The sequence below is a fragment of the Aeromonas sp. R10-1 genome (assembly GCF_040908465.1).
Taxonomy (GTDB): Bacteria; Pseudomonadota; Gammaproteobacteria; order Enterobacterales; family Aeromonadaceae; genus Aeromonas; species Aeromonas caviae.
Map to the genome: position 1 here is coordinate 65109 of NZ_JBFODT010000013.1, position 23363 is coordinate 88471.

The 23363-nt window shown below is 61.9% G+C and carries 20 protein-coding genes; 9 read left to right on the plus strand and 11 right to left on the minus strand.

Annotated features, from left to right (window positions below; genetic code table 11):
• Nucleotides 1-60 precede the first annotated feature (60 nt).
• The gene (gene ispB / locus AB5Y93_RS05265; protein ID WP_010673198.1) at nt 61-1032 is read right to left on the minus strand and encodes an octaprenyl diphosphate synthase; all 972 of its coding nucleotides are present in this window, start codon (nt 1030-1032) and stop codon (nt 61-63) included.
• A 242-nt stretch (nt 1033-1274) separates the two neighbouring features.
• On the opposite strand from ispB, the gene rplU reads away from it, so the two are divergent.
• The 4 genes from rplU (at nt 1275) to AB5Y93_RS05285 (ending at nt 4990) form a co-directional block, all read left to right on the plus strand.
• On the plus strand, nt 1275-1586 hold the full coding sequence (gene rplU, locus AB5Y93_RS05270) for a 50S ribosomal protein L21 (RefSeq protein WP_005304210.1): 312 nt from the start codon (nt 1275-1277) through the stop codon (nt 1584-1586).
• Nucleotides 1587-1603: 17 nt separating this feature from the next.
• Complete coding sequence (rpmA, locus tag AB5Y93_RS05275) at nt 1604-1861, plus strand: 50S ribosomal protein L27 (protein ID WP_010673199.1); 258 nt, start codon at nt 1604-1606, stop codon at nt 1859-1861.
• A gap of 189 nt (nt 1862-2050) precedes the next feature.
• Nucleotides 2051-3253: an Obg family GTPase CgtA gene (gene cgtA, locus AB5Y93_RS05280; RefSeq protein WP_010673200.1), complete on the plus strand. Its 1203-nt coding sequence runs from the start codon at nt 2051-2053 to the stop codon at nt 3251-3253.
• 366 nt (nt 3254-3619) lie between these two features.
• Nucleotides 3620-4990: a YjiH family protein gene (locus AB5Y93_RS05285; protein WP_368228911.1), complete on the plus strand. Its 1371-nt coding sequence runs from the start codon at nt 3620-3622 to the stop codon at nt 4988-4990.
• A 70-nt stretch (nt 4991-5060) separates the two neighbouring features.
• Here AB5Y93_RS05285 and AB5Y93_RS05290 read toward each other — a convergent pair whose 3' ends face one another.
• Nucleotides 5061-7946, minus strand: a complete 2886-nt coding sequence (locus AB5Y93_RS05290) for an HD domain-containing phosphohydrolase (protein WP_368228912.1) — start codon at nt 7944-7946, stop codon at nt 5061-5063.
• Nucleotides 7947-8163: 217 nt separating this feature from the next.
• On the opposite strand from AB5Y93_RS05290, the gene AB5Y93_RS05295 reads away from it, so the two are divergent.
• Both AB5Y93_RS05295 and AB5Y93_RS05300 read left to right on the plus strand, forming a co-directional pair.
• On the plus strand, nt 8164-9153 hold the full coding sequence (locus AB5Y93_RS05295; RefSeq protein WP_010673203.1) for a luciferase-like monooxygenase: 990 nt from the start codon (nt 8164-8166) through the stop codon (nt 9151-9153).
• A gap of 184 nt (nt 9154-9337) precedes the next feature.
• Nucleotides 9338-9823, plus strand: a complete 486-nt coding sequence (locus AB5Y93_RS05300) for a 2TM domain-containing protein (RefSeq protein WP_041211140.1) — start codon at nt 9338-9340, stop codon at nt 9821-9823.
• Between the two features lie 126 nt (nt 9824-9949).
• On the opposite strand, the gene AB5Y93_RS05305 is transcribed toward AB5Y93_RS05300, so the two are convergent.
• From AB5Y93_RS05305 to lptD, 6 genes are read right to left on the minus strand one after another with little or no spacing between them, the layout of a single operon-like run.
• On the minus strand, nt 9950-10771 hold the full coding sequence (locus AB5Y93_RS05305) for a symmetrical bis(5'-nucleosyl)-tetraphosphatase (RefSeq protein ID WP_039040022.1): 822 nt from the start codon (nt 10769-10771) through the stop codon (nt 9950-9952).
• Nucleotides 10772-10777: 6 nt separating this feature from the next.
• Nucleotides 10778-11140, minus strand: a complete 363-nt coding sequence (gene apaG / locus AB5Y93_RS05310) for a Co2+/Mg2+ efflux protein ApaG (RefSeq protein WP_368228913.1) — start codon at nt 11138-11140, stop codon at nt 10778-10780.
• Between the two features lie 4 nt (nt 11141-11144).
• Entirely contained in the window at nt 11145-11957 is an 813-nt protein-coding gene (gene rsmA / locus AB5Y93_RS05315) for a 16S rRNA (adenine(1518)-N(6)/adenine(1519)-N(6))-dimethyltransferase RsmA (protein ID WP_010673207.1), read from the minus strand.
• Nucleotides 11947-12942 carry a 4-hydroxythreonine-4-phosphate dehydrogenase PdxA gene (pdxA, locus tag AB5Y93_RS05320; RefSeq protein WP_368228946.1) on the minus strand — a complete coding sequence of 332 codons (996 nt, stop codon included), beginning with the start codon at nt 12940-12942 and terminating at the stop codon, nt 11947-11949. Before pdxA ends, rsmA begins: the two co-directional genes overlap by 11 nt.
• A 50-nt stretch (nt 12943-12992) precedes the next feature.
• Complete coding sequence (gene surA, locus AB5Y93_RS05325; RefSeq protein WP_010673209.1) at nt 12993-14285, minus strand: peptidylprolyl isomerase SurA; 1293 nt, start codon at nt 14283-14285, stop codon at nt 12993-12995.
• A 30-nt stretch (nt 14286-14315) separates the two neighbouring features.
• Complete coding sequence (gene lptD, locus AB5Y93_RS05330) at nt 14316-16748, minus strand: LPS assembly protein LptD (protein ID WP_342040195.1); 2433 nt, start codon at nt 16746-16748, stop codon at nt 14316-14318.
• Nucleotides 16749-16922: 174 nt separating this feature from the next.
• Between lptD and AB5Y93_RS05335 the strand changes: the two genes are divergently transcribed.
• The 3 genes from AB5Y93_RS05335 to djlA are packed head-to-tail and all read left to right on the plus strand — an operon-like array spanning nt 16923 to nt 19442.
• The gene (locus AB5Y93_RS05335; RefSeq protein ID WP_368228914.1) at nt 16923-17933 is read left to right on the plus strand and encodes an aminoglycoside phosphotransferase family protein; all 1011 of its coding nucleotides are present in this window, start codon (nt 16923-16925) and stop codon (nt 17931-17933) included.
• Nucleotides 17930-18598, plus strand: coding sequence for an N-acetylmuramate alpha-1-phosphate uridylyltransferase MurU (gene murU / locus AB5Y93_RS05340; protein WP_069651829.1), 669 nt, complete (start codon nt 17930-17932; stop codon nt 18596-18598). The genes AB5Y93_RS05335 and murU overlap by 4 nt, the downstream gene beginning before the upstream one ends.
• 19 nt (nt 18599-18617) lie before the next feature.
• Nucleotides 18618-19442: a co-chaperone DjlA gene (gene djlA, locus AB5Y93_RS05345; RefSeq protein WP_104454692.1), complete on the plus strand. Its 825-nt coding sequence runs from the start codon at nt 18618-18620 to the stop codon at nt 19440-19442.
• A gap of 85 nt (nt 19443-19527) precedes the next feature.
• Here the strand turns inward: djlA and AB5Y93_RS05350 are convergent, their stop codons facing one another.
• The 3 genes from AB5Y93_RS05350 to ettA form a co-directional block, all read right to left on the minus strand.
• The gene (locus tag AB5Y93_RS05350; RefSeq protein WP_368228915.1) at nt 19528-20883 is read right to left on the minus strand and encodes an NCS2 family permease; all 1356 of its coding nucleotides are present in this window, start codon (nt 20881-20883) and stop codon (nt 19528-19530) included.
• Nucleotides 20884-21138: 255 nt separating this feature from the next.
• Nucleotides 21139-21468, minus strand: coding sequence for a hypothetical protein (locus AB5Y93_RS05355; protein ID WP_368228916.1), 330 nt, complete (start codon nt 21466-21468; stop codon nt 21139-21141).
• Between the two features lie 111 nt (nt 21469-21579).
• Nucleotides 21580-23247: an energy-dependent translational throttle protein EttA gene (gene ettA / locus AB5Y93_RS05360; protein WP_010673216.1), complete on the minus strand. Its 1668-nt coding sequence runs from the start codon at nt 23245-23247 to the stop codon at nt 21580-21582.
• Between the last annotated feature and the right edge of the window lie 116 nt (nt 23248-23363).

A 23363-nucleotide genomic window follows, 5' to 3' on the forward strand; every position in this document is an offset into this window, starting at 1 on the left:
CGAATTCGGACAATAAAAAAGAGGCCCTCTGGCCTCTTTTTTATTGTCCGCCGGCTGGCATCAGGCGCTGCGCTGCACCGCCATGTGGGCCAGGGTCTCCAGCGCTTGCTTGTGCCGGGAGTCCGGCAGGATGGCGAGGGCGGCGATGGCCTTGTCAGCCTCTTCCCGAGCCCGCTGGCGGGAGTATTCGAGAGCTCCGGTGCGATCCAGGATGCCCAGAATACGCTCCAGGTGATCCATACCGTTGCGGTGCTCGATGGCATCGCGCACCAGTTGACGCTCTTCCGGGGTACCCACTTCCATGGCGCGCAACAGCGGCAGGGTCGGCTTGCCTTCGGCCAGATCGTCACCCACGTTCTTGCCCATCTCCTCGCTCTGGGAGCAGTAGTCCATCACGTCGTCGATGATCTGGAACGCGGTACCCAGGTACTTGCCGTAGTCGGTCATGGCCTGCTCGACGGGCTCGGGCTGATGGGTCAGCACGGCGGCGAGTCGGGTCGCGGCTTCAAACAGCTTGGCGGTCTTGCAGTAGATGACCGTCATGTAGCTCTCTTCCGTGGTATCCGGATCGTTGCAGTTCATCAGCTGCAGCACTTCTCCTTCGGCGATGGTGTTGGTGGCATCGGAGAGGATCTCCATCACCTTCAGGTTGGAGAGTTCGCTCATCATCTGGAAGGAGCGGCTGTAGAGGTAGTCACCCACCAGAACGCTGGCGGCGTTGCCAAACAGGGCGTTGGCGGTTTCCCGGCCGCGGCGCAGGTCGGATTCGTCGACCACGTCGTCGTGCAGCAGGGTGGAGGTGTGAATGAATTCGATGATGGCGGCCAGTTTCAGGTGATCTTCACCCTCATAGCCCAGTGCGCGTGCGGCCATCACGGTCAGCATGGGGCGCATCCGTTTTCCGCCTGCACTGACAATATAGAAACCCAGCTGGTTGATCAGGCTGACATCGGACTGGAGTCTCGCCAGGATCAGTTCATTGACCGCCGTCATGTCGGCGGCACAGAGCGCACGGATAGTCTGTTGGTCCATAAGTCTCGTAACGTGACGGCAGCATTTACTGCGTTTTTAGCAATGGCGGGGATTCTACACGATTTCACAATGGGTTACAGTTAGGCGTTTATTCACGGGGGCAGATATGCGCACAAAATAAACTTTTTGCTAAATTGGCCTTGCCTCGGCAAATCGTTCTGCGTAGAATGCCCGCCCATTGTTATAGGTTTTTGTGCGTGTCTGGCCTTGAGCAAAAGACACGCCTTTACGGAGTTAATCAAATGTACGCGGTATTCCAAAGCGGCGGAAAACAACACCGTGTGGCCGAAGGTCAAATCGTTCGTCTGGAAAAGCTGAACGTTGAGACTGGCGCTACCATCGACTTCAACGAAGTGCTGATGGTTGCTGCAGGCGACACTTTCAAAGTAGGTGCTCCTTTCGTTGAAGGTGGCAAGGTTGTGGCTGAAGTTGTGGCTCACGGCCGTGGCGAGAAAGTGACTATCGTCAAGTTCCGTCGTCGTAAGCACCACCGTAAGCAAGCGGGCCACCGTCAGTGGTTCACTGAAGTCAAAATCACTGGCATCAGCGCTTAATTAGAGGAGTCCGATAGATGGCACACAAAAAAGCTGGCGGTTCATCCCGCAACGGTCGCGATTCTGAAGCTAAACGCCTTGGCGTGAAGCGTTTCGGCGGCGAAACAGTTCTGGCTGGCAGCATCATCGTTCGTCAGCGCGGCACCAAGTTCCACGCTGGTGAGAACGTTGGTCTGGGCAAGGACCACACTCTGTTCGCTACCGCGAACGGTAAAGTGCAGTTCGAAGTTAAAGGTCCGCAGAATCGTAAGTACGTCAGCATCGTTGCTGAGTAATTACGGACCGCAAGGATCCGAAGCCCCGCCAACCTGGCGGGGCTTTTGTTTTTCTGATGAGTTTGACGAAAAAACGGCACGCGGATGAGCCGGCGCTGACAGCCCTCATCGGCCAGATGCGCCTCGCCCGAAGGGGCCCGTATCACTATAATTGCGTATCGGTTTTTCGAATTAAGGTGACGGTTACCTATGAAGTTTGTTGATGAAGTCCAGATTCGAGTCGATGCCGGTGACGGTGGTAACGGTTGTGTGAGCTTCCGCCGCGAGAAGTACATCCCGAACGGCGGCCCGGACGGCGGTGACGGCGGTGATGGTGGCGACGTGTATCTGGTGGCCGATGAAAACCTGAACACCCTGATCGACTACCGTTTCGAGCGCTTCCACGCCGCCGAGCGTGGCGAGAACGGCCAGAGTGCCAACTGTACCGGTCGTCGCGGCAAGGACAAGATCCTGCGCGTGCCGGTGGGAACCCGTGCCACCGATGAAGACACCGGCGAACTGCTGGGGGATTTGACCAGTCACGATCAGAAGCTGCTGGTTGCCAAGGGCGGCTTCCACGGCCTTGGCAACACCCGCTTCAAGAGCTCGGTCAACCGGGCGCCGCGCCAGAAGAGCAACGGCACCCCGGGTGAAGTGCGTACCCTGAGGCTGGAGCTGCTGCTGCTGGCGGATGTCGGCATGCTGGGTCTGCCCAACGCAGGCAAGTCCACCTTCATTCGCGCCGTTTCTGCGGCCCGTCCGAAAGTGGCAGACTACCCCTTCACCACCCTGGTACCGAACCTGGGTGTGGTACGCGGTGAAAACTCCCGCTCCTTCGTCATTGCCGACATTCCCGGCCTCATCGAAGGGGCTGCCGAGGGAGCAGGCCTGGGTATCCGCTTCCTCAAGCACCTGGAGCGTTGCCGCGTCCTGATCCACCTGGTGGACATCTGCCCGGTGGATGGCTCCGATCCTGCCGAGAATGCCGTGACCATCGTCCGGGAGCTGGAAAAATACAGCCCCGAGCTGGCGGGCAAGCCGCGCTGGCTGGTCTTCAACAAGATGGACCTGATCCTGGAAGAAGAGGCTCAGGAAGTGATGGACAGAGTCAAGGCAGCCCTCAACCACGAAGGTCCGGTCTACGCCATCACCGCCATCAGCAAGGAAGGCACCAAGAAGGTGTGCTACGACATCCTGGATCTGCTGGACACCATGCCTCGTCAGCTGGCGGAGGATGCCAGAGACGCCATCGAGAAGGTGGAGTTCAAGTGGGACGACTATCACAAGAACCAGCTGGCCAAGGCGGAAGCCGATGCCCTGGCGGCGTCCAAGGCCTTCGATGATGGCCTGGACGATGACGACTGGGACGATGAGGACGACGACGGCGTCGAAGTCATTTACGTTCGCGATTGAGCATCATGTTCGTGACAAGACCGGAGCCAGACAGGCTCCGGTTTTTTTATGGGAGGATCGACGGGATCACCCTATAGATATATTTTTCATGTCTCTTATTGCCTGACAGTGGCTGCGGATTATACTGCGCACCTGAATGTAACCTGTATGAAACATTATGCTAACCATTCAAATTGAATCGATATGCATGACTGTTTTGGTTTGTTCTTATGGATGGTTCGCCTGATAAAATATTTATGCTTGAAATGATCAATTAACGGCTTGTTTGTGCAGTTTTTTGGGTTATTCTTGCGCCCGTTTTCCGGGCGAGGGCATGAGTATGCAGGCGGCCCGGCTGAAGGAAAAGTCACATTTAAGGCTGTTTATATGTTGGAAAAGACCCTGGAAGCACCGGTAATCCGTACTCGCCGCAACGTGCTGATGTTTTTGATCCCGTCACTGATCGGGATCCTGCTGTTCATGACCCCGGTCATCTATGACGGCAATGTCACCATTCCCGTCGCCGTGTTGGCGAAGCTGGTTCAAACGGTGTTTGCCGATCATCTGGTGGCCATGGTCAGCGCCATCATCACCACCACCATGCTGATGACCCTGATCGCCTGGCTGTTCAAACCGGCGATCCTGGTAAAGCGCCCCTTCCTCAACAGCCTGTTCAACGTCTCCCCCTTCTGGGCGTGCGTGCGGGTGCTGGGCGGGGTCTTCGTGCTGTTGACCTTCTTTGAAGTCGGTCCCGAGGTGCTGCGCTCAGGGGCGACCGGCGGCCTGGTGCTCCATGATCTGCTGCCGGTACTGTTCTCCGTCTTCATCTTTGCGGGCCTGCTGCTGCCCTTGCTGCTGGATTTTGGTCTGCTGGAGTTTGTCGGTACCATGATGACCCGCATCATGCGTCCGGTGTTCCGTCTGCCGGGTCGTTCTGCGGTGGACTGCTTCGCCTCCTGGCTCGGTGATGGCAGCGTCGGGATCCTGCTGACCAGCAAGCAGTATGAAGGCAAGTTCTACACCCAGCGGGAAGCGGCCGTCATCGGTACCACCTTCTCCGCCGTCTCCATCACCTTCTGTCTGGTGGTGATCTCCCAGGTGAAGCTGGAGCATATGTTCGTCCCCTTCTACCTGACCGTCTGCCTGGCCGGTGTGGCGGCCGCCATCGTGGTACCGCGCCTGCCGCCGCTCTCCTGGAAGAAGGATGTCTACAGCGACGGTACTCCCCTGTGCCGCAAGCAGGAGGCAATCCCCCATCAGCACAGCGTGCTGAGCTACGGCTACCATCGTGCCCTGACCAAGGCCGACAGCATGACGGATCTCGGCGCCGTGGCGCGTGAAGGGGTGAAAAACGCCCTGGACATGGTGTTTGGCGTGCTGCCGGTGGTGATGGCCGTCGGGACCTGTGCCCTGATGCTGGCGGAGCACACCCCGGTGTTCAACTGGCTGGGGGCGCCCTTCGTGCCTTTGCTCGAGCTGTTGCAACTGCCGGAGGCGGAAGCCGCTTCCAAGACCATCATGGTGGGCTTCGCCGACATGTTCATCCCGGCGGTGCTGGCCTCCACTATCGAGAGCGACATCACCCGCTTCGTGATCGCCGCCATGTCGGTCACCCAGCTCATCTACATGTCGGAAGTGGGCGCTCTGTTGCTGGGCAGCAAGATCCCGGTCAAGTTGTGGGAGCTGTTCGTCATCTTCCTGCTGCGCACCCTGGTCACCCTGCCGGTGATTGCCGGTGTGGCGCACCTGCTGTTCTAAGGGGCGAAGTGGAACGAAAAACGGTCAACCCGGGTTGACCGTTTTTTTATGGGCGAGTGCCGGCGGAAGGTCAGTGTGATCCTGCCAGCAGGGCCTGGCATTCGACCTCGTCCAGCTGCTCGGGGGCGAGGAAGCGTCTGGCGTAGTCCCGCCAGATGCCGCTCTCGATGAAGAGGGCAAACAGGGCCGGGTCTATGTGCTGTTCCTGCACCATCTTCACCATGATGGCCAGGGACTGGGAGACCGTTTTGCCAGACTTGTAGGGGCGATCGCTCGCCGTCAGCGCCTCGAAGATGTCTGCAATGGCCATGATGCGGGCGGGAATGCTCATCTGCCCCCCTTGCAACTGGCGCGGATAGCCCGTGCCGTCCATCCGCTCGTGATGGCCCCCCGCAATCTCCGGCACCTTGCGCAAATGGCGGGGGAAGGGGAGCTTCTCCAGCATGCGTATGGTCTGGATGATGTGATCGTTGATCTTGTAGCGCTCCTCTTCGGTGAGAGTGCCACGGCCGATGGCGAGGTTGTAGCGCTCTCCCCGGTTGTAGAGGTGGGTGGGCACCCGCACCTTGAAGCCCCATGGGTTGTGTCGGGCGAGATTGTCGTGCTCGGGGCGAGGGATGAGATGGACCGCCTTGTCGGCGAGCAGCGACTCTCGGCAGGGGAGGGGAGAGGGTGCCTCCTGGTGGCGCTTGCGCTCCTCCTGACTGATGCCGAGCCGATCGTCCAGAGTGCGCAACCAGGTGCGGCTGGCAATGGCATCCAGCCTGGCGAGTTTCTCCGGCGCCATCCACTCGCCCCCCAGATTGCACTCGGCCACGAAGGCGAACTCCTGATCCAGGGTGTGCCAGAGGGGGGTTACAGCCTCGAGGGCGGCCTGCTGCCTGGATGGGGGCAGCAGGGCGCAGAGCGCCTCGATGTGGGCATCCCGCTTGAGCACCTCGAAGCGGGTGCGGATCTCGTGGATCCTGTCGTAAATGGTCTCGAGCTTGGTCGCCTTGTCCACCACGAACTCCGGGGTGGTGACCTTGCCGCAGTCGTGCAGCCAGCTCGCGATATGGATGGCCTCCCACTCCTCTTCGTTGAGCCGGAAATCGGCAAAGGGCCCCGTCTGCTGTGAGCAGGCGGCCTGGGTCAGCATCCTGGCCAGTTCCGGCACCCGCTGGCAGTGGCCGCCGGTGTAGGGGCTCTTGGCATCGATGGCACCGGCGATGAGCTCGATGAAGGCTTCCAGCAGTTGCTTCTGCTCCTCCAGCAGGCGCTGGTTTTCGATGGCGGAGGAGGAGGTGCCCGCCAGTGCCTCGATGAGGCTGATGCGCGAGGCCAGTTCGCGGGCCGAGCAGTCTGGCAGGATCAGCAACAGGCAGCCGATCAGCTCCTGACGGTGGTTGTGAAGGGGCTCGACCAGCAGTTGGCAGGCGCCGGGGAAGGGGCCCCAGTCGCTGAGGTAGCGGGCCCACTGTGCCTCGTCGAGGGGCAGGCAGAGGCGCTCCGTGTGGTAGAGACCGCCGAGCAGCGCCGCCTGCCACTGTACCTGTTCGCACGCCAGCGGCTGCCCCTGCCAGATGGCGTGAACGGCCTGCATCTCGCTCTCCTGGGCCAGGAAGAGGCAGCCGCCCTCGGCCTGGGCAGCCGCCACCGTCTCGTGCAGGATGCGGCTGAGCAATGAATCGAAGCGATGCTCTGCCGCCAGCGCCCGGCCCATGTTCATGAAATTGCCGAGGGTCAGGCGCATGCTGGACATGGCGCGGGCGAGGTCGTCAATTTCGCGGATCGCCGAATCCGGCCCCGGGCTTTCGCCAAAGTCGAAGTGCTGGATGCGCTCAGCCTCCCCGGTCAATACCAGCAAGGGGGCGGCAGTGCGCCGGGCAGCCAGCCAGATGACGGGCAGCAGGAGCAGCAGACCGGCAAGGGCCCAGGCGAGATTGTGCAGCGCATCCTGGCGCGCCGGGGCGGTGAGCACCTCGGTGGGCACCAGGAGGGCGAGATAAAACGGGGACTCTTCCCCGAGGGAGGAGAGGTTGACCAGCCACTCCTGACCCTGAACCGTGGCCAGGGTCAGCTCGGCGGGGTGATGCAGCAGGGCAGGCCGCGCGGCCATCTCCTGTTGCAGCCTGGTGAGAATGGGGTGATTGAGGGCCGACAGCATGGGCAGGCGGCTCAGTTGCTCGAAGCTTGGAAGGCGCTCGGGATCCGTGGCCAGCAGGGTCCCGACCTCGTCAAACAGCACCAGCTGGCTGTGACCGGGCAGGGGCAATTCGCCGATGAGGGAAGAGAGTCCCTCCACGCCCGCATCGAGCCCGATCACCGCCCGGCGATCGTCGCTCTCCACCGCCAGTGTCATGCCTGGCTCCCGGGTAGTGAAGAAGAGGTAGGGGTGGGTCACTATGATGCCCGTGCTCCAGCGCGCCTCCTTGTACCAGCCCCGATCTCGCGGATCGAAACGGTAGTCCGGCATGGGGCGCCGCTCCAGCAGCCGCAGCCGCTGGTCGAAATAGAGGAACTCTCCTTGTCCCTGATGCAGGCTCTGGACCAGCAGGCGGCTCTCGGGCGGAGGCGCCTCCAGCGCCCCTCTCGCCCGTTCGGTCAGCTTGCGTACCAGAAAGAAATCGCCGTCCTCGTAACCGGCATAGATGGCGCCGTAACTGGTGCTGTTGGCCAGCACTTCCGCCAGCTGGGGCAGGAAGGCAAGCCGCGTCTCCAGTCCTGTCATGGCGGACAGCTGGCCGCTGCGCAGCAGATTCAGGGACATGCGGGCCGGTCGCTGGTTCAGCTTGATGGCGAGGGCAAGCTGCTCCCGGTATTGCTGGAAGCTCTGACGTTCGTGCTCCAGCCCCTGCTGCATGCCCTGCTGGAACTGCAGCACGATGAGGGCGCCCCCCAGCAAGGAGAAGAGCAGGATGAAAAGGGTGGCAATGTGTACGTAAAAGGGTCTGCGACTGAGACTTGCGTTTGTCATGGACGGATCCTTGTCCCCTGGCGATCGCTGTATTGGTCACCTAACAGTGTGCTTGCTGGATGACAAAAAGCCTAGGACTCGATCTTGCGCTCTTCAGCCCCAAATCAACAGCCGGCCTTCGCGCTGCGTCCTTGCCCCTGTGGTGAGATGATTCGTTCAGATATCTCGTGCTACATTGCTCCCCTGATAAACGCCCTGTGAACCAATGGAGTGTCCCATGTCTGTCGTCCCCTATTCCGTGCTGGATCTGGTGCCCGTTCCCGAAGGTGGTCTGCCGGCCGAGTCGTTTCGCCACTCGCTGGATCTGGCTCGCCATGCGGAGCGCTGGGGTTACCATCGCTACTGGCTGGCGGAGCACCACAACATGCCGGGCATTGCCAGCGCCGCCACAGCGGTGCTGATTGGCCACCTGGCCGGGGGCACCACGACGTTGCGGCTCGGGGCTGGCGGCATCATGTTGCCGAACCACTCCCCCCTGGTCATTGCGGAGCAGTTCGGTACGCTGAGTTCCCTCTATCCGGATCGCATCGATCTCGGCCTGGGCCGCGCCCCTGGCAGCGATCAGCGCACCATGCAGGCGCTGCGCCGCCAGCGCAGCGGCGAGGTGGATGATTTCCCGGCGGATGTACGCGAACTGATGAGTTATTTTGGCGACGAGGTCGGTGCCGTGCAGGCGGTGCCGGGTCAGGGACTCCATGTGCCCATCTGGCTGCTGGGCTCCAGCCTCTACAGTGCCCAACTGGCTGCGGCCATGGGGTTACCGTTCGGCTTTGCCTCCCACTTCGCTCCCGCCATGTTGCTGCAGGCGCTGGAGATCTACCGTACCCAATACCGTCCCTCTGCCCGTTGGCCCAAACCCCATGCGGTGGTGTGCGTCAATCTGATCGCCGCCGACACCGATCGTGAGGCCCGCTTCCTGTTCACCACCCTGCAGCAGCAGTTCCTGCGTCTCTACCGGGGGGATGCCGGCAAGCTGCCACTGCCGGTGCAGACGCTGGGGGATGAGTGGTCTCCCCGCGAATTGATGGCGATGGAGCAGACCCTGGCTCGCTCCCTGGTGGGGGAGCCGGATCGGGTACGCCACGGCCTCAAGGCTCTGCTGGCAGAGACCGGAGCGGACGAGCTGATGTTCAACGGCCCCATCGTCGATCATCAGGCGCGCCTGCGCTCCTTCGAGATTGGTGCCGAGCTGATGCAGGGGTTGTAACCCCCCGCGACGTCTGGTCGCCAGCGGCACGCCAAGCCTGGCTGCTCGGGGCGCAAGAGCCACGATTGCATGGTAGTAAGATTTTGATTTTTAAAGCAAGTCAGGTGAGTGTCGGCCATCTGTCGTGTCGCCTCTCATCCCCTTTCCCTATGCTGGCCCTGTCAATCACCACAAGGAGCGCAAGATGATCGTCAGGAAGTTGAGATTGCAACGGGGATGGTCCCAGGAACAGCTGGCGACCCTCACTGGCCTGAGCGTTCGCACCATTCAGCGAATAGAGCAGGGCCAGCAACCCGGACTGGAATCCCTCAAGGCCCTGGCCGCCGTCTTCGAGCTCGATGTGACCCAACTGCAGGAGAGCGAGATGAAAGGGAATGAGGGCGAAGATCGGGGACGCGTGCAGGTGGCGCGGGATGAGCGGGAGGCGATGAAGTTCGTGGAGGGGCTCAGGGGCTTCTACGGCCACCTCATGAGCTATGTGCTGGTGATAGGGGGGCTGTTTGTCATCAACTACCTGAGCAACCCGGACTATATCTGGGCCTGGTGGCCCATGCTGGGATGGGGGCTGGGGCTGGCTTCCCACGCCATCAACCTGTTCCAGCCCTTCAAGCTGTTTGGCCCGGAATGGGAGCGGCGCCAGGTCGAGAAACGGCTGGGGCGCAGGCTCTGATCCGCTCATCATGAAAAAACGGGCCCGGCATTGCCGGGCCCGTTCTGTTTTCAGCTCCATTTCGCAGGAGAGGGCATTGCTCTCCTCTCAACGGCGGATCATTCCCTTGTTCCGCAGAGAGCCGCTCTACTTGGCATAGGCCGGGCAGGGGGTGGCGATCAGGGCGTCGTCCTCGTAGCGCCACAGGGTGAGGCTGTTGCCCCAGACGCACCCGGTGTCGAGTCCCTTGATATCGGATTTGCCGGTGTTGCCCATCAGGGCCGCCCAGTGGCCGAAGACTAGGATGGGGTCATCCACATGGTGCTCGCGCTGCTCGAACCAGGGGCGCAGGCCCGGGGTCGATTCGGTGGGGCCCTTCTTGCATTTGAAGTCGAGGCGCCCGTCGAAGTAGCAAAAGCGCATCCGGGTGAAGCTGTTGATGATGTAGCGGTAACGTTCTATGCCCAGCAGGTTGTCGTTCCAGCTGTCGGGCTGATCGCCATACATGTTGTGCAGCAGCCAGCTGTACTGATCCCCGCGCAGCAGGCTCTCCACCTCCCGGGCACAACTGCGGGCGGTGTGGGCGTCCCAGGCGGGGGAGAGGCCCGCATGCACCATCATGATGGGCAGGTCGGGGTGTTCTGCCAGCAGGGGACGGTGACGCAGCCACTCCAGCAGCTCGTCCCGATCCGGCGCCTCCATCAGCGCCTGCAGCTTGTCTTTCTTCTTGAGCGGGGCGACTCCGTGGGCCACCGCCAGCAGGTGCAGGTCGTGGTTGCCGAGCACGGTGACGGCCTGCTGCCCCAGTGATTTGACGAAACGCAGGGTGTTGAGGGAGTCCGGCCCCCGGGCGACGAGATCGCCGCACAGCCAGAGCGTGTCGTTATCGAAGTCGAACTCGGCAAGATCCAGCAGACGGCGCAAATCGTCGTAGCAGCCCTGGATATCACCGACGAAACAGTTCGCCATGAAACCTCAGTTGATTATGTTGGGGACGGCCAGCGTGAAGGGGGCGATGGGGGCTTCGAATTGTTGCCCCGATTCATCCTGCAGGATGTAGCTGCCTTCCATCACGCCAAGCGGTGTGGCGAGGGGAACGCCACTCTGGTAGGAAAAGGTCTCGCCGGGGGCGATCAGGGGTTGTTCACCGACCACGCCGGGACCTTCCACTTCCAGCATCTTGCCATTGGCATCCGTAATGAGCCAGCGTCGATGCAGCAGTTGCACCGTGCCCGGACCCAGGTTCTCAATCTCGATGCGATAGAGAAAATGGCAGGGATCTGCGGTTCCCGCCACATAGCTGGGGTGGGGGCGGACCACTATCCGGGCTTGGGTCATGGGATCAGGCCTGTTGCTGGTCGGCCAGCCAGTTGGCGATCGTGACGAACTGCTCGAGGGAGAGATTCTCCGGGCGCAGGTTGCCATCGATGCCAAGCTCGGTCAGCTGGGCGTCGGTGATGAAGTTGGAGAAGCTGTTGCGAATGGTCTTGCGACGCTGGCCGAAGCCTTCGGTGCAGACCCGGTTCAGGCAACGAATGTCTTTCGCGACGATAGTCGGGTTCTTGTGCGGGATCAGACGCACCACGGCGGAATCCACCTTCGGCGCCGGCTTGAAGGCGCCCGGGCCCACTTCCAGCACCGGCACTACCTGACAGTAGTACTGGGTCATCACGCTCAGACGGCCATAGGCCTTGCTGCCCGGGCCGGCGGCCAGACGCAGCACCACTTCCTTTTGCAGCATGAAGTGCATGTCCTCCACCCGGTCGGCAAATTCGCACAGGTGGAAGATGAGCGGGGTGGAGATGTTGTAGGGCAGGTTGCCGAAGATGCGCAGCGGCCCCTTGCCTTCCCCCATCAGGGTGCTGAAGTCAAAGCGCATGGCATCGGCTTCGATGACGGTCAGCTTCTCCTTGAGGGTCGGGTGTTCGCGCAGACGTGCGGCAAGATCCCGGTCCAGCTCGACCACGGTCATCTTGTCCATCTGGGCGGCGACCGGCTCGGTGAGCGCGGCCAGACCCGGGCCTATCTCCACCAGATTCTGACCCGGTTGCGGGTTGATGGCGGCCACTATCTGGTCGATCACATACCGGTCGTGCAAGAAGTTCTGACCGAAACGCTTACGGGCCGTGTGGCCCATGTGCACCTTACTGCTCATATCTTTTTTTCTCTACCATCTGGATGGCGTGGTTGATCGCGGTGGTGAGGCTGCCGGGGTCTGCCAGGTTCTTGCCTGCCAGATCCAGTGCGGTGCCGTGGTCCACCGAGGTACGGATGAAGGGAAGTCCGAGGGTGATGTTGACCGAGTTGCCAAAGCCCTTGTACTTGAGCACGGGCAGCCCCTGATCGTGGTACATGGCGAGTACCGCATCCGCATCCTTGAGGTATTTGTCCTGGAACAGGGTATCGGCCGGCAGCGGGCCGACCAGATCGATCCCTTCCTGGCGCAGGGCGACCAGGGCGGGTTCGATGACATCGATCTCTTCACGGCCCAGATGACCCCCTTCCCCGGCATGGGGATTGAGGCCGCAGACATAGATCCGGGGCTGTTCGATGCCGAATTTGCGCTTGAGATCCGCATCCAGGATGCGGATCACCTTGCCAAGGCGATCTTCGGTGATGGCCTTGGCCACATAGGCAAGGGGAATATGGGTGGTCGCGAGGGCCACTCTCAGCCCTTCGGTGGCCAGCAGCATCACCACATCGGCGGTGTCGGACTGCTGGGCGAAGAACTCGGTGTGACCGCTGAACGAGACGCCAGCCTGGTTGATGATCCCCTTGTGCACCGGCCCGGTCACCACGGCGGCAAATTCGCCGCTCAGGTTGCCGTCGCAGGCGCGCTGCAAGGTGGCCAGCACATAGGCGCCGTTGCCCTCATCCAGCTTGCCTGGCACCACGGGGGCGCCGAGCGGCACGGGGCAGACGGTCAGAGTCCCCGCCCGCTGCGGACGGGTGGGGGCGCTTTCGTCATAGGGTTCAAGCTCGACGGGCAGCCCCAGCAGGGCGGCCCGTTCGCGCAACAGGGCGGGATCGGCGATCACCACCAGCTGATGGGGCCAGGCCCGCTGGGCAATCTGCAGTATCAGATCCGGGCCTATGCCAGCCGGTTCACCCGGGGTGATGGCAAGCCGGTGGCAGCTCAGCTGTGCCTCGGCGTGCGCTGGATGCGCCTTGTTCATCTGCTTGTCGCCCATCAATTGGGTTCGATCTGGATGTAGGCTTCGTCGCGCAGCTCATCCAGCCAGGCCTGGGACTCTTCGGCGAAGCGGCGGTTGAAGATGAGCTGGTAGGCGCGTTGCTCCTGGGCCTTGCCGGTGGCGTCCTGGCTGCGGCGATCCTCGAGCTGCACGATGTGCCAGCCGTGGCTGGTGCGGAAGGGTTCGCTGATCTGGCCCGGTTGCAGGCGCCCCAGCATGTCGCGGAATTCCGGCACATAGACGTTGGGATCAGACCAGCCCAGCTCGCCGCCCTGCACCGCAGAGCCCGGATCCTCGGAGTATTTCTCTGCCATGCTGGCAAAGCTGGCCTTGCCGCTCTTGATGTCGTGCAGGATGCCGTCCAGGGTGCCCTTGGCCTTCTCCTCGCTCAGGATGATGGAGGGCTTGATCAGGATGTGGCGCGCCTTCACCTCGGTCTGCATGACCTGTTGCTGACCCTTGGTGTCGAAGATCTTGATGATGTGCAGACCGGCGCCGGAGCGCAGCGGGCCGACGATGTCACCCTTGCCTGCCCCTTGCACGGCTTCCGCCATCAGGGTGGGCATTTCCTGCGGGCTCAACCAGCCCCAGTCACCCCCTTCCAGCGCCTTGGGACCGTTACTCTCGGCAATAGCCAGCTTGCGGAAGTCGGCCCCCTCTTTCAGGGACGCCAGAATGCGCTCGATCTTGGCCTTGGCAGCGTTGAGCTGCTCGGCATTCGGGTTGTCCGGCAGCGCGACCTGGATATGGCCGATATGATATGACGTCTGCTGCTGGCCCTGTTTGCTCAGGGCCTCGACCACCTGTTTGACCTCCTGATCGGAGATGTTGATGCGACGGCGGACCTGGCTGCGGCGCACCTCGTTCATCAGGATCTCGCGGCGCACCTCCTCACGGTACTGGGCGTAGGTCAGGCCTTCCCGCTCCAGTTGGGCGCGCAGTTGCTCCAGGTTCATCTTGTTGTCGGCGGCGATGCTCTGAATGGCCTGTTCCAGCTGGGTGTCACTGATCTTGAGCCCCTGGCGCTCCGCCAGTTGCAGTTGCAGGCTCTCCTGGATCAGGCGATCCAGCGCCTGCTTGCGCAGGGTGACGTCATCGGGCAGGGACTGGCCGCTCTCCTGGGCGGAGGCCTTGACCTTTTGCACCAGGGCCTCCTGCTGACTGGCCAGCACCACATCCTTGTTGACCACGGCAAGCACCTTGTCCATCAGCTCGGGGGCGGCGAGGGCACCCTGGCTCATGACTCCGAATAGGCCTGCGGTCAGCAGGGAAATCAACGTCTTCTTCATATCCATCTCTCAAGGCGTTTGCCAGACCGATTACTGGTCTCGCAGGTTAAACGGACGAATGTAAGGCAGTGCTTCGGTGTCCAGGGAGGTGCCCTTGGAGCCGGTACCCACGCTACCCAATCCTTTCATTTCAAATTGAATGCCGAGGCTGCGCTCGGACGTCGGGGTCAGGTTCACGTTGTCTGGCGTGTTGACCCATTCCAGGTTGAAGTTGATGCTCCAGCAGCAGGAGTCGTATTTCAGACCCACCTTGCGGTCCACTTTGACGTTCTGGTTGAGCTCCTGATAGTAGCCGCCATAAAGGTGCCAGCGATCGTCCAGCGGGGTGGTCAGCAGCAGGCCGATCTGGTTGAGATCCGTCACCTGCCCCTTGTGGTCGAGGTCGTAGTTGGCATCCCGCACGAAGCGGTGGTTCAACTGGCTGATCAACTTCTCGTGACGGTACTCCAGGGCGCTGTTGGCAGAGCTTATCTGGCGCTGTTCCATATCATATTGTGCCCCCGCATGGGCATACCACTGCTCGTTGATCTTGGCGTCACCCTCGAACGACAGCGGGGAGCGGGTATTGGTACTCAGCTCATCGCTGCTGTAAAGCTTGACCCTGGGCGCCACGAAGTCGAAGGCTTGGGCAACGGCCAACCGGATTCGTTCATCCCCGGCCGGATCATAAATGCGGGTGGTGACCCCCAAGGAGAGTCGGTTGGAGTCGCTGATGCGGTCCAGACCGGCGAAGCGGCGATCGCTGAACAGGCTGTAGTAGTCCTGGCGCATGGTGGTGGAGTCATAGACACCGATGTTGTCCTGATCCTTGTAGGGCACATAGAGGTACTGGAACTCAGGCTCCAGGGTCTGGTTGGCTCCCTCGCCAAACCACTGCTGATCCCGCTCGAAGGTCATGCCGCCCTTGAGACGGAACGAGGGCAGTACCCGGGTGATGGTCCCCTCTTCCAGGGTGACGTCGCCGCCCTCTCTCGGGGTGAAACGATTGGTGAAGGTGCTGCTCATCTGGTCAGGCACCGTCTGGTCGTAACGGGTGTACATCAGCTTGTATTGGCTGTCGAGGAAGTAGCCTGCCTCGTCAACGAGGGGGATGGTCAGGGTGGGGGCCGTGTAGACCCGGGTGCCGGTGTAGGCTTCCCCCTTGTTCTGCTCGATGGCCTGATCGTTGTTGTAGCCGAAGTTGGTCAGCTCGGTATTCCATGCCAGATCGTACCAGTTGCCCTGCTGGTAGTAGTTGTGGTTGATGCGCGGCATCAGCTCGTGGGGTTGCTGGGCGCTGGCCAGCAGGATCTGGTAGGTCCGTACCTCGGCATCGAGGTTCCAGTTCTGCTGGTAGTAACCTGCCTTCAGGGATTGCTGCAACTGGTTGTCGACCTGGGTCCCCACCTTGGGGGTGAAGTCGTTGAAGTAGTTGTAGTCCTGGTCCCGTACCTTGGTGTAGTCCACCGACACCCGCATGGCGTTGTCCATGAACATGGAGGTGTGGCGGGCACTGAGCAGGTAGCGGTGACCGTCAGAGAGATGCTGATTGAGGCTGGCCGTCTCGTCGTACTGCTTGTCGTCTGCCAGGTTCTCGAAGTAGAGGCTCCCCACGTGGGCCGGGTCCGGCATGTAGCGGAACTCGACCTGTTCCATCAGGCCCCGCCTGTCCATGAAGCGGGAGGTGATGGTGGCATCGTAGTTGGGGGCGATGTTCCAGTAGAACGGCTGGGTGATGTCCATGCCGTTCTTGGAGCTTTGGGTATAGCCCGGGTAGAGCAGACCGGTCTTGCGCTCATCCTTGATGGGGAAGTTGATATAGGGGAAGTAGAAGACCGGATAGTCATAGAGCCAGAGGCTGGCGTTCCAGGCCTCCCCGAATACCTCGGACTGATCGATGTCGATGCTGCCGGCCTTCAGGGTCCAGGCCTCCTGGCCCGGTGGGCAGGTGGTGTACTGGGCCCCTTCCAGAGTGATGTTCTGGTTGTTGTTGGTCATGGTCACCTTTTCGGCGAAGCCGCGCACCGGTGAGCCATGGACCTGATACTTGCCCTCTTCCAGCTCGGAGTTCTTGGTGTCCAGGTTGGATTTCAGGGTCTTGTCGCTGGTGACCGTGATCTGGCCATCGTTGTAATAGATGTTGCCGATGGCGATGACATCCCGGCTCTTCTGGTCGAGCTGGGCATAGTCGGAGTCGAACTTGCGCACGCCCTGGCGCACCTTGACGTCACCCTCGTAGACGGCGGTACCGCCCTGCTTGGCCTCCAGGCGATCGGCATCCACCTCGACGGGCTGGGCATTGGCGTCCTGGCCCGCAGTGGGCTTCTCTATCTTGGGGACATAGTCATAGCAGAGGCTGTCGAGGATCCCGGTAGCGGGTGGCGCATTGAGTGGCGCTGCCTGGGCCATGAGCGGGCTCAGGGCAGGAACAAGGCTGATGGTCAGGGCGATGGGACAGGAGTATCCCAGTGTCCATTTTGTCATGTGAAAGGCTCGCGCAATCCGTAGTAAAAACGGTGGATTCAGGGCATGCATTTTATGTCAGGATCCATCGAGTTGACATTGCATGTCATTGCTTTATGTTAGCCGGCAATGATAAAGCATTATTGCGGCCAGGGCTAACAGCCAAGTGCTGCTTTCCAATTTGGTTCCCGACTCATGCACGATCGCGCTTCCCTGCTTTTGCAATGGGCTCGCCGGATTTCCGGTGACGCCAACCTCTCGTTGACGCTTATTTCCGGTGACGCCAGTTTCCGCCGCTACTTCCGGGGCGGCGGTCTGGTGTGGGTGGATGCTAATCCGAAAACCGAAAAAAATCATGAATTCGTTCGCAATGCGGCCGCCCTGCACGATGCGGGGCTGCTGGCCCCCGAGGTAAAGGGGGTCGACTACGAGCAGGGATTGCTGGCGGTGACGGACCTGGGGGATACCCAGCTTATCGGCTGCCTGAACGAAGCGAGCGTACTGGCCTGGTATGGCAAGGCCATCGCCCTGCTGCCAAGGCTCGGCGCCGTGGCGCTCGAGCTCGAGCCCTTCGATGAGGCCTTCATGGCCCGGGAAAATGCCATCTTCCCCGAGTGGTTGCTGGGGCATCACCTGCAACTGACCCTGAGCGATGAAGAGCAGCAGTTGCTGGCGGAGACCTTCGCCTGCCTCACGGCGAGCAACCTGGCCCAGCCACAAGGAGTAATGCACCGGGACTTCCACAGCCGCAACCTGATGGTGTGCGGCGGGATGAACCCGACGGAGAGCGACCTCGCCCTTATCGACTTCCAGGACATGGTCATCGGGCCGCTGAGCTATGACCTGGTCTCCCTGCTCAAAGATTGCTACGTGCGCTGGCCGGACGCTGTGATCGAGCAGGGCATGCGACTTGGCTTCGACACCCTGCAAGGGGCCGGCCTGCTCGGCAATCTGGACTATGCCGCGTTTCGTCGCGCAGCCGATCTCACCGGCATGCAGCGCCACCTCAAGGCGGCGGGTCTCTTCACCCGCCTCTATCACCGCGATGGCAAGGCCGGCTACCTCAAGGACATTCCCCGCACCCTCGGCTATGTGGTCGATGTTTGTCGCAGCCATGGCGCCTCCTATCCGGTGCTGGCCCGCTTCGGCCAGTGGCTGGAGCAGGTGGTGCTGCCCGGATTGGCGCGCACCGGGGTGACACCATGAAGGCGATGATCCTGGCCGCGGGGCGGGGGGAGCGGATGCGTCCGCTCACCGATCTGCTGCCCAAGCCGCTGCTGGCGGCGGGGGGCAAGCCGCTCATCGTGCACCACATCGAGAAGCTGGCTGCTGCCGGGGTGACCCAGCTTGTGATCAACCACGCCTGGCTCGGACACAAGCTGGTGGCGGCCCTCGGCGATGGCAGTGCGCTCGGGGTATCCATCCACTGGTCGGCCGAAGAGAGCGCGCTCGAGACCGCCGGCGGCATCGTGCAGGCGCTGCCCCTGCTGGGCAGCGAACCCTTTCTGGTGATCAACGGCGATACCTGGCTCGACCTGGATTATCGCGCTCTGGTGAGCCAGCCGCTTGGGGAGGATCTCGCCCACCTCTGGCTGGTGCCCAACCCTCCCCAGCATCCGCAAGGGGACTTCTCCCTGCAAGCGGGTCGGGTGCTGGACACCCCGGCCCTCACCTTCAGCGGCGTCGGTCTCTATCACCCCGCTGCCTTTGCTGGCTTGCCCTGCGGGGCGCGCAAGCTGGCCCCCCTGCTGCGCGACTGGATGGCGCAGGGACGGGTGGGTGGCAGCCTGCTGGCAGGCGAGTGGCGCGACATCGGCACAGTGGATCGGCTGCGCGAGCTGGACGAGCAACTGCTCGCCGGCACCCATTAACATCACGAGGTCTTGAACCATGCGTATTTGGGGCAAGGTGCTTGGCACCTTCTTCGGTTTTTTGCTCGGCAACATCTTCGGTGCCCTGCTGGGCCTGTGGATCGGCCATCGCTTCGATCGGGGCATGGGGATCCGCGGTGCCTTCCAGCGGGCGCCCAGCCAGCAACAGCAGGCCGTTTTCTTCCATGCCACCTTCGCCGTCATGGGCCACATCGCCAAGGCGAGCGGCCAGGTCACCGAGCATGAAATACGGGTCGCATCCAACCTGATGGACAGGATGCGGCTGGCCGGAGAGCAGCGGGTACGGGCCCAGGAGTCATTCCGCCAGGGCAAGGAGGCGGACTTCCCCCTGCGCGAGACCCTGGCGGAGTTTCGCCAGGCGAGCCTGGGGCAGCGTGACATCCTGCGCTTCTTCCTCGAGGTCCAGCTGCAGGCCGCCTTCGCCGACGGTCAGGTGGAGGCGAACGAGCGGGCCATCCTGCAAACCATCGCCGACGAGCTGGGGTTCAGTCGCATCGAGCTTGCCCGCATTCTGGCCATGGCCGAGGCCCAGATGAACTTCTTCCACCGCCAGCAACAGCAGGGCAGTGGCCAGGGGCAGCAATACCGTCAGGAGCCCCCCTCCCGGGATCGCCTCAAGGATGCCTATCAGTTGCTCGGGGTGAACGAGAGCGACAGCGATCAGGAGATCAAGCGTGCCTATCGCAAGGAGATGAGCAAGCATCACCCTGACAAGCTGGCTGCCAAGGGATTGCCCCCCGAGATGATGGAGATGGCCAAAGAGAAGACCCAGGAGATCCAGCAGGCCTGGGAGTGGATCCGCGAGGCCCGCGGTATTCGCTGAGCCCTGAGCCCGCCATAAAAAAATGCCCGTCGATGACGGGCATTTTTGTTTTCAGAGTCTGGTTTTTCTTTTCATGGAAGAAAAATCAGTGGGCATCGACCCAGACAAACTTGAGGACGAAGAGCAGGGCCACCACCAGCACGCAGGGGTTGATCTCGCGCCAGCGGCCGGTGCCCGTCTTCATCACGCAGTAGGAGATGAAGCCGACGGCGATCCCCTCGGTGATGGAGAAGCTGAACGGCATCATCACCGCGGTCATGAAGGCCGGCACCGCTTCGGTCAGGTCTTCCCACTTTACCCGGGTCAGCTCGGAGCACATCAGCACGCCCACGTAGATGAGAGCCCCCGCTGCGGCATACGCCGGTACCATGGCGGCGACCGGAGAGAAGAAGATGGCCAGCAGGAACAGGATGCCCACCACGATGGCGGTCAGGCCGGTGCGACCGCCGACGGCGACGCCGGAGCTGCTCTCGATGTAGGCCGTCACGGACGAGGTCCCCATGAAGGCGCCGCCGACGGAGCTGACGCTGTCCACCACCAGGGCCTGCTTCATGCGCGGGAAGTGCCCCTTGTCATCGGCCAGCTTGGCGCGGTTGGTCACGCCGATCAGGGTGCCGGAAGAGTCGAACAGGTTGACCAGCATGAAGGAGAAGATGATCCCGGCGAGGCTGATGTCCAGCGATCCCATCAGGTCCAGCTGGCCGAAGACCGGTGCAATGCTCGGCGGCACGGAGACGAAGCCCTTGAAGGTGACGTCGCCGAACAGCCAGCCCAGGGTGGTGGTCACCACGATGGCGATGAGCACGGCTGAGTGGACGCCGCGGGCGGAGAAGATGCAGATGAGGAAGAAGCCGAGCAGCCCCAGCAGGCAGGGCAGGGAGGTGAGGTTGCCCACGGTCACCATGGTGGCGGGGCTCGCGACCACGATGCCGGCATTGTGCAGGCCGAGCAGGGCGATGAGCAGACCGATGCCGGCGGTGATGCCGACCCGCAGTGTCAGGGGAATGTTGGCGATGAGCCAGTAGCGTACCCGCAGCAGGGTCAGGATCAGCAGGCCCAGCGCACCCCAGAAGATGGTGCCCATGCCCACTTGCCAGGAGTAGCCCATGCCGGCCACCACCACGAAGGCGAAGAAGGCGTTGAGGCCCATGGCGGGAGCCAGGGCGATGGGCAGGTTGGCCAGCAGACCCATCAGGATGCTGCCGATGCCGGCGATGAGGCAGGTGGTAACGAACACGGCCTGGGTGTCCATGCCTGCCGCAGAGAGGATCTGCGGGTTGACGAAGACGATGTAGACCATGGTCAGGAAGGTGGTGATGCCGGCGATCACCTCGGTGCGGGCCGTGGTGCCATGACCGCGCAGGGCAAACAGGCGCTCGAGCAATCCCTGCCCGGCAGCCGGGCTGGCGGTCTGCCCGGTAGCGTGATGTGGTTGATTCATGTTGGATTCCAATGGGTGACGTGAAATAGGCAGCAGGGGGCCCGGCCCATCCATGCGGGGCGACGGACCCTGATTCTGGCGGTGAAGTGACCAGACTCGTCCTGATACCGTGACAGCGCGCACATTTTCACACAGGCGGCCAGGTTTACAAACCCCGGATGTGCGAGGCGGATCAATGAATAGAGTAAAAATTCAAACGTTTTCTCCCGGAGGCAGGAGAAAGGGGACCAATAGAGCCCCGTTTCCACATCGGGATCAACGGTTTTTCTGGTAGCGTTCGATAAGCTGGCTCAGCACGGCATCGCTCTGCTCCAGCAAGGGATCGAGGGTCAACCCCATGCGTTGCAGCAGCAGGGTGGCCTGGGTTTCGCTCAAGGGGCGGCCATCAAGGAAGTAGGCCTGCTCGGCAAGTTGCTTGTCATGGCGGGGCAGCAGCACCCAGTGCACCCGTCGGGGTTCGATGGCGGCGAGGATCCGGTTGGCGGCCGCGCAGAAGGTATCGATGTGCTGCTTGCCATCCGGCCCCAGACAGCCGGGTTCGAGCCGGATCTGGATGGTGAGTCTGGTGGTGGAGGCTTGGATCATGGGTCGCTATCGCTGGGGTAGAGGTGGAGATTGTAAGTCAGAAGAGGCAAAAAAGGGGAGCCCCGGCTCCCCTTGTGACGTCATGCCTGGCGGCGCGGCTGTTGCCTCGCCTTACTTGGCAATGCGCTTGTACTTGGCGCGGCGCGGCTGAATAGCCTCGGCACCGTAGGTCTTCTTCTTCCACTCTTCGTATTCGGTGAAGTTGCCTTCAAAGAATTCGATCTTGCCCTCGTCCTGGTAGTCCAGGATGTGGGTGGCGATGCGGTCGAGGAACCAGCGGTCGTGGGAGATGACCATGGCGCAACCCGGGAACTCCAGCAGGGCGTTCTCGAGGGCGCGCAGGGTTTCGATGTCCAGATCGTTGGTCGGTTCATCCAGCAGCAGCACGTTGCCGCCGGTCTGCAGCAGCTTGGCAAGGTGCAGACGGCCACGTTCACCACCGGAGAGCTCGCCGACCCGCTTCTGCTGGTCGGAACCCTTGAAGTTGAAGCGGCCGATGTAGGCGCGGCTCGGGAACTCGTAGTTGCCGATGCGCAGGATGTCCTGGCCGTCGGCGACTTCCTCGAACACCGTCTTCTTGTCGTTCATGCTGTCGCGGAACTGATCCACGGAGGCCAGCACCACGGTGTCACCCAGGGTGATGGAACCGGAATCCGGTTGCTCCTGACCCGACATCATGCGGAACAGGGTCGATTTACCGGCACCGTTCGGACCGATGATGCCGACGATGGCACCCTTCGGAATGGAGAAGGAGAGATCATCGATCAGCTGGCGGTCGCCATAGGACTTGCAGAGGTTGGCCACCTCCACCACCTTGTCGCCCAGGCGCGGTCCGGGCGGAATGAACAGCTCGTTGGTCTCGTTGCGCTTCTGGTAGTCGTTGGTGTTGAGCTCTTCGAAGCGAGCCATACGGGCCTTGGATTTGGCCTGACGGCCTTTCGGGTTCTGACGAACCCACTCCAGTTCCTTCTCGATGGACTTGCGACGGGCGGCTTCGGAACTCGCTTCCTGGGCCAGACGGGCATCTTTTTGCTCCAGCCAGGAGGAGTAGTTGCCCTCCCAGGGGATGCCTTCGCCGCGGTCCAGCTCCAGGATCCAGCCCGCCACGTTGTCGAGGAAGTAGCGGTCGTGGGTGATGGCCACGACGGTGCCTTCGTAGTCGTGCAGGAAGCGCTCCAGCCAGGCCACGGATTCCGCATCCAGGTGGTTGGTCGGTTCGTCCAGCAGCAGCATGTCCGGTTTTTCCAGCAGCAGGCGGCACAGGGCTACCCGGCGGCGCTCACCCCCGGAGAGGTGCTTGATCTGGGCATCCCAGGCCGGCAGGCGCAGGGCGTCGGCCGCACGCTCCAGCTGGTTCTCCATGTTGTGACCGCCCTGGGCGGCGATGATGGCTTCCAGCTCGCCCTGCTCGCGGGCCAGCTTGTCAAAATCCGCATCCGGGTCGGCGTAGGCTGCATAGACCTCGTCGAGGCGCGCCATGGCGCGTTTGACGTCGCCGACCGCCTCTTCGACCGCTTCGCGTACGGTCTGCTCCGGATCCAGCTTCGGCTCCTGGGGCAGGTAGCCAATCTTGATGCCGGGCTGCGGACGGGCTTCCCCTTCGATCTCGGTGTCGATGCCCGCCATGATGCGCAGCAGGGTCGATTTCCCGGCGCCGTTCAGACCCAGCACGCCTATCTTGGCCCCCGGGAAGAAGGAGAGGGAGATGTTCTTGAGAATATGACGCTTGGGCGGCACGACCTTGCCAACCCTGTTCATGGTGTAAATAAATTGAGCCATTGGCTAATTCTCTTCCTTTCAGCAGTTTAATGTCTTGGCATTAACAAACTGATGTCGTGGTGGGGCCGGGTCGACGGGCCGTCAACCCGGTTCCAAAAAACCCGTCGATTGTAAAC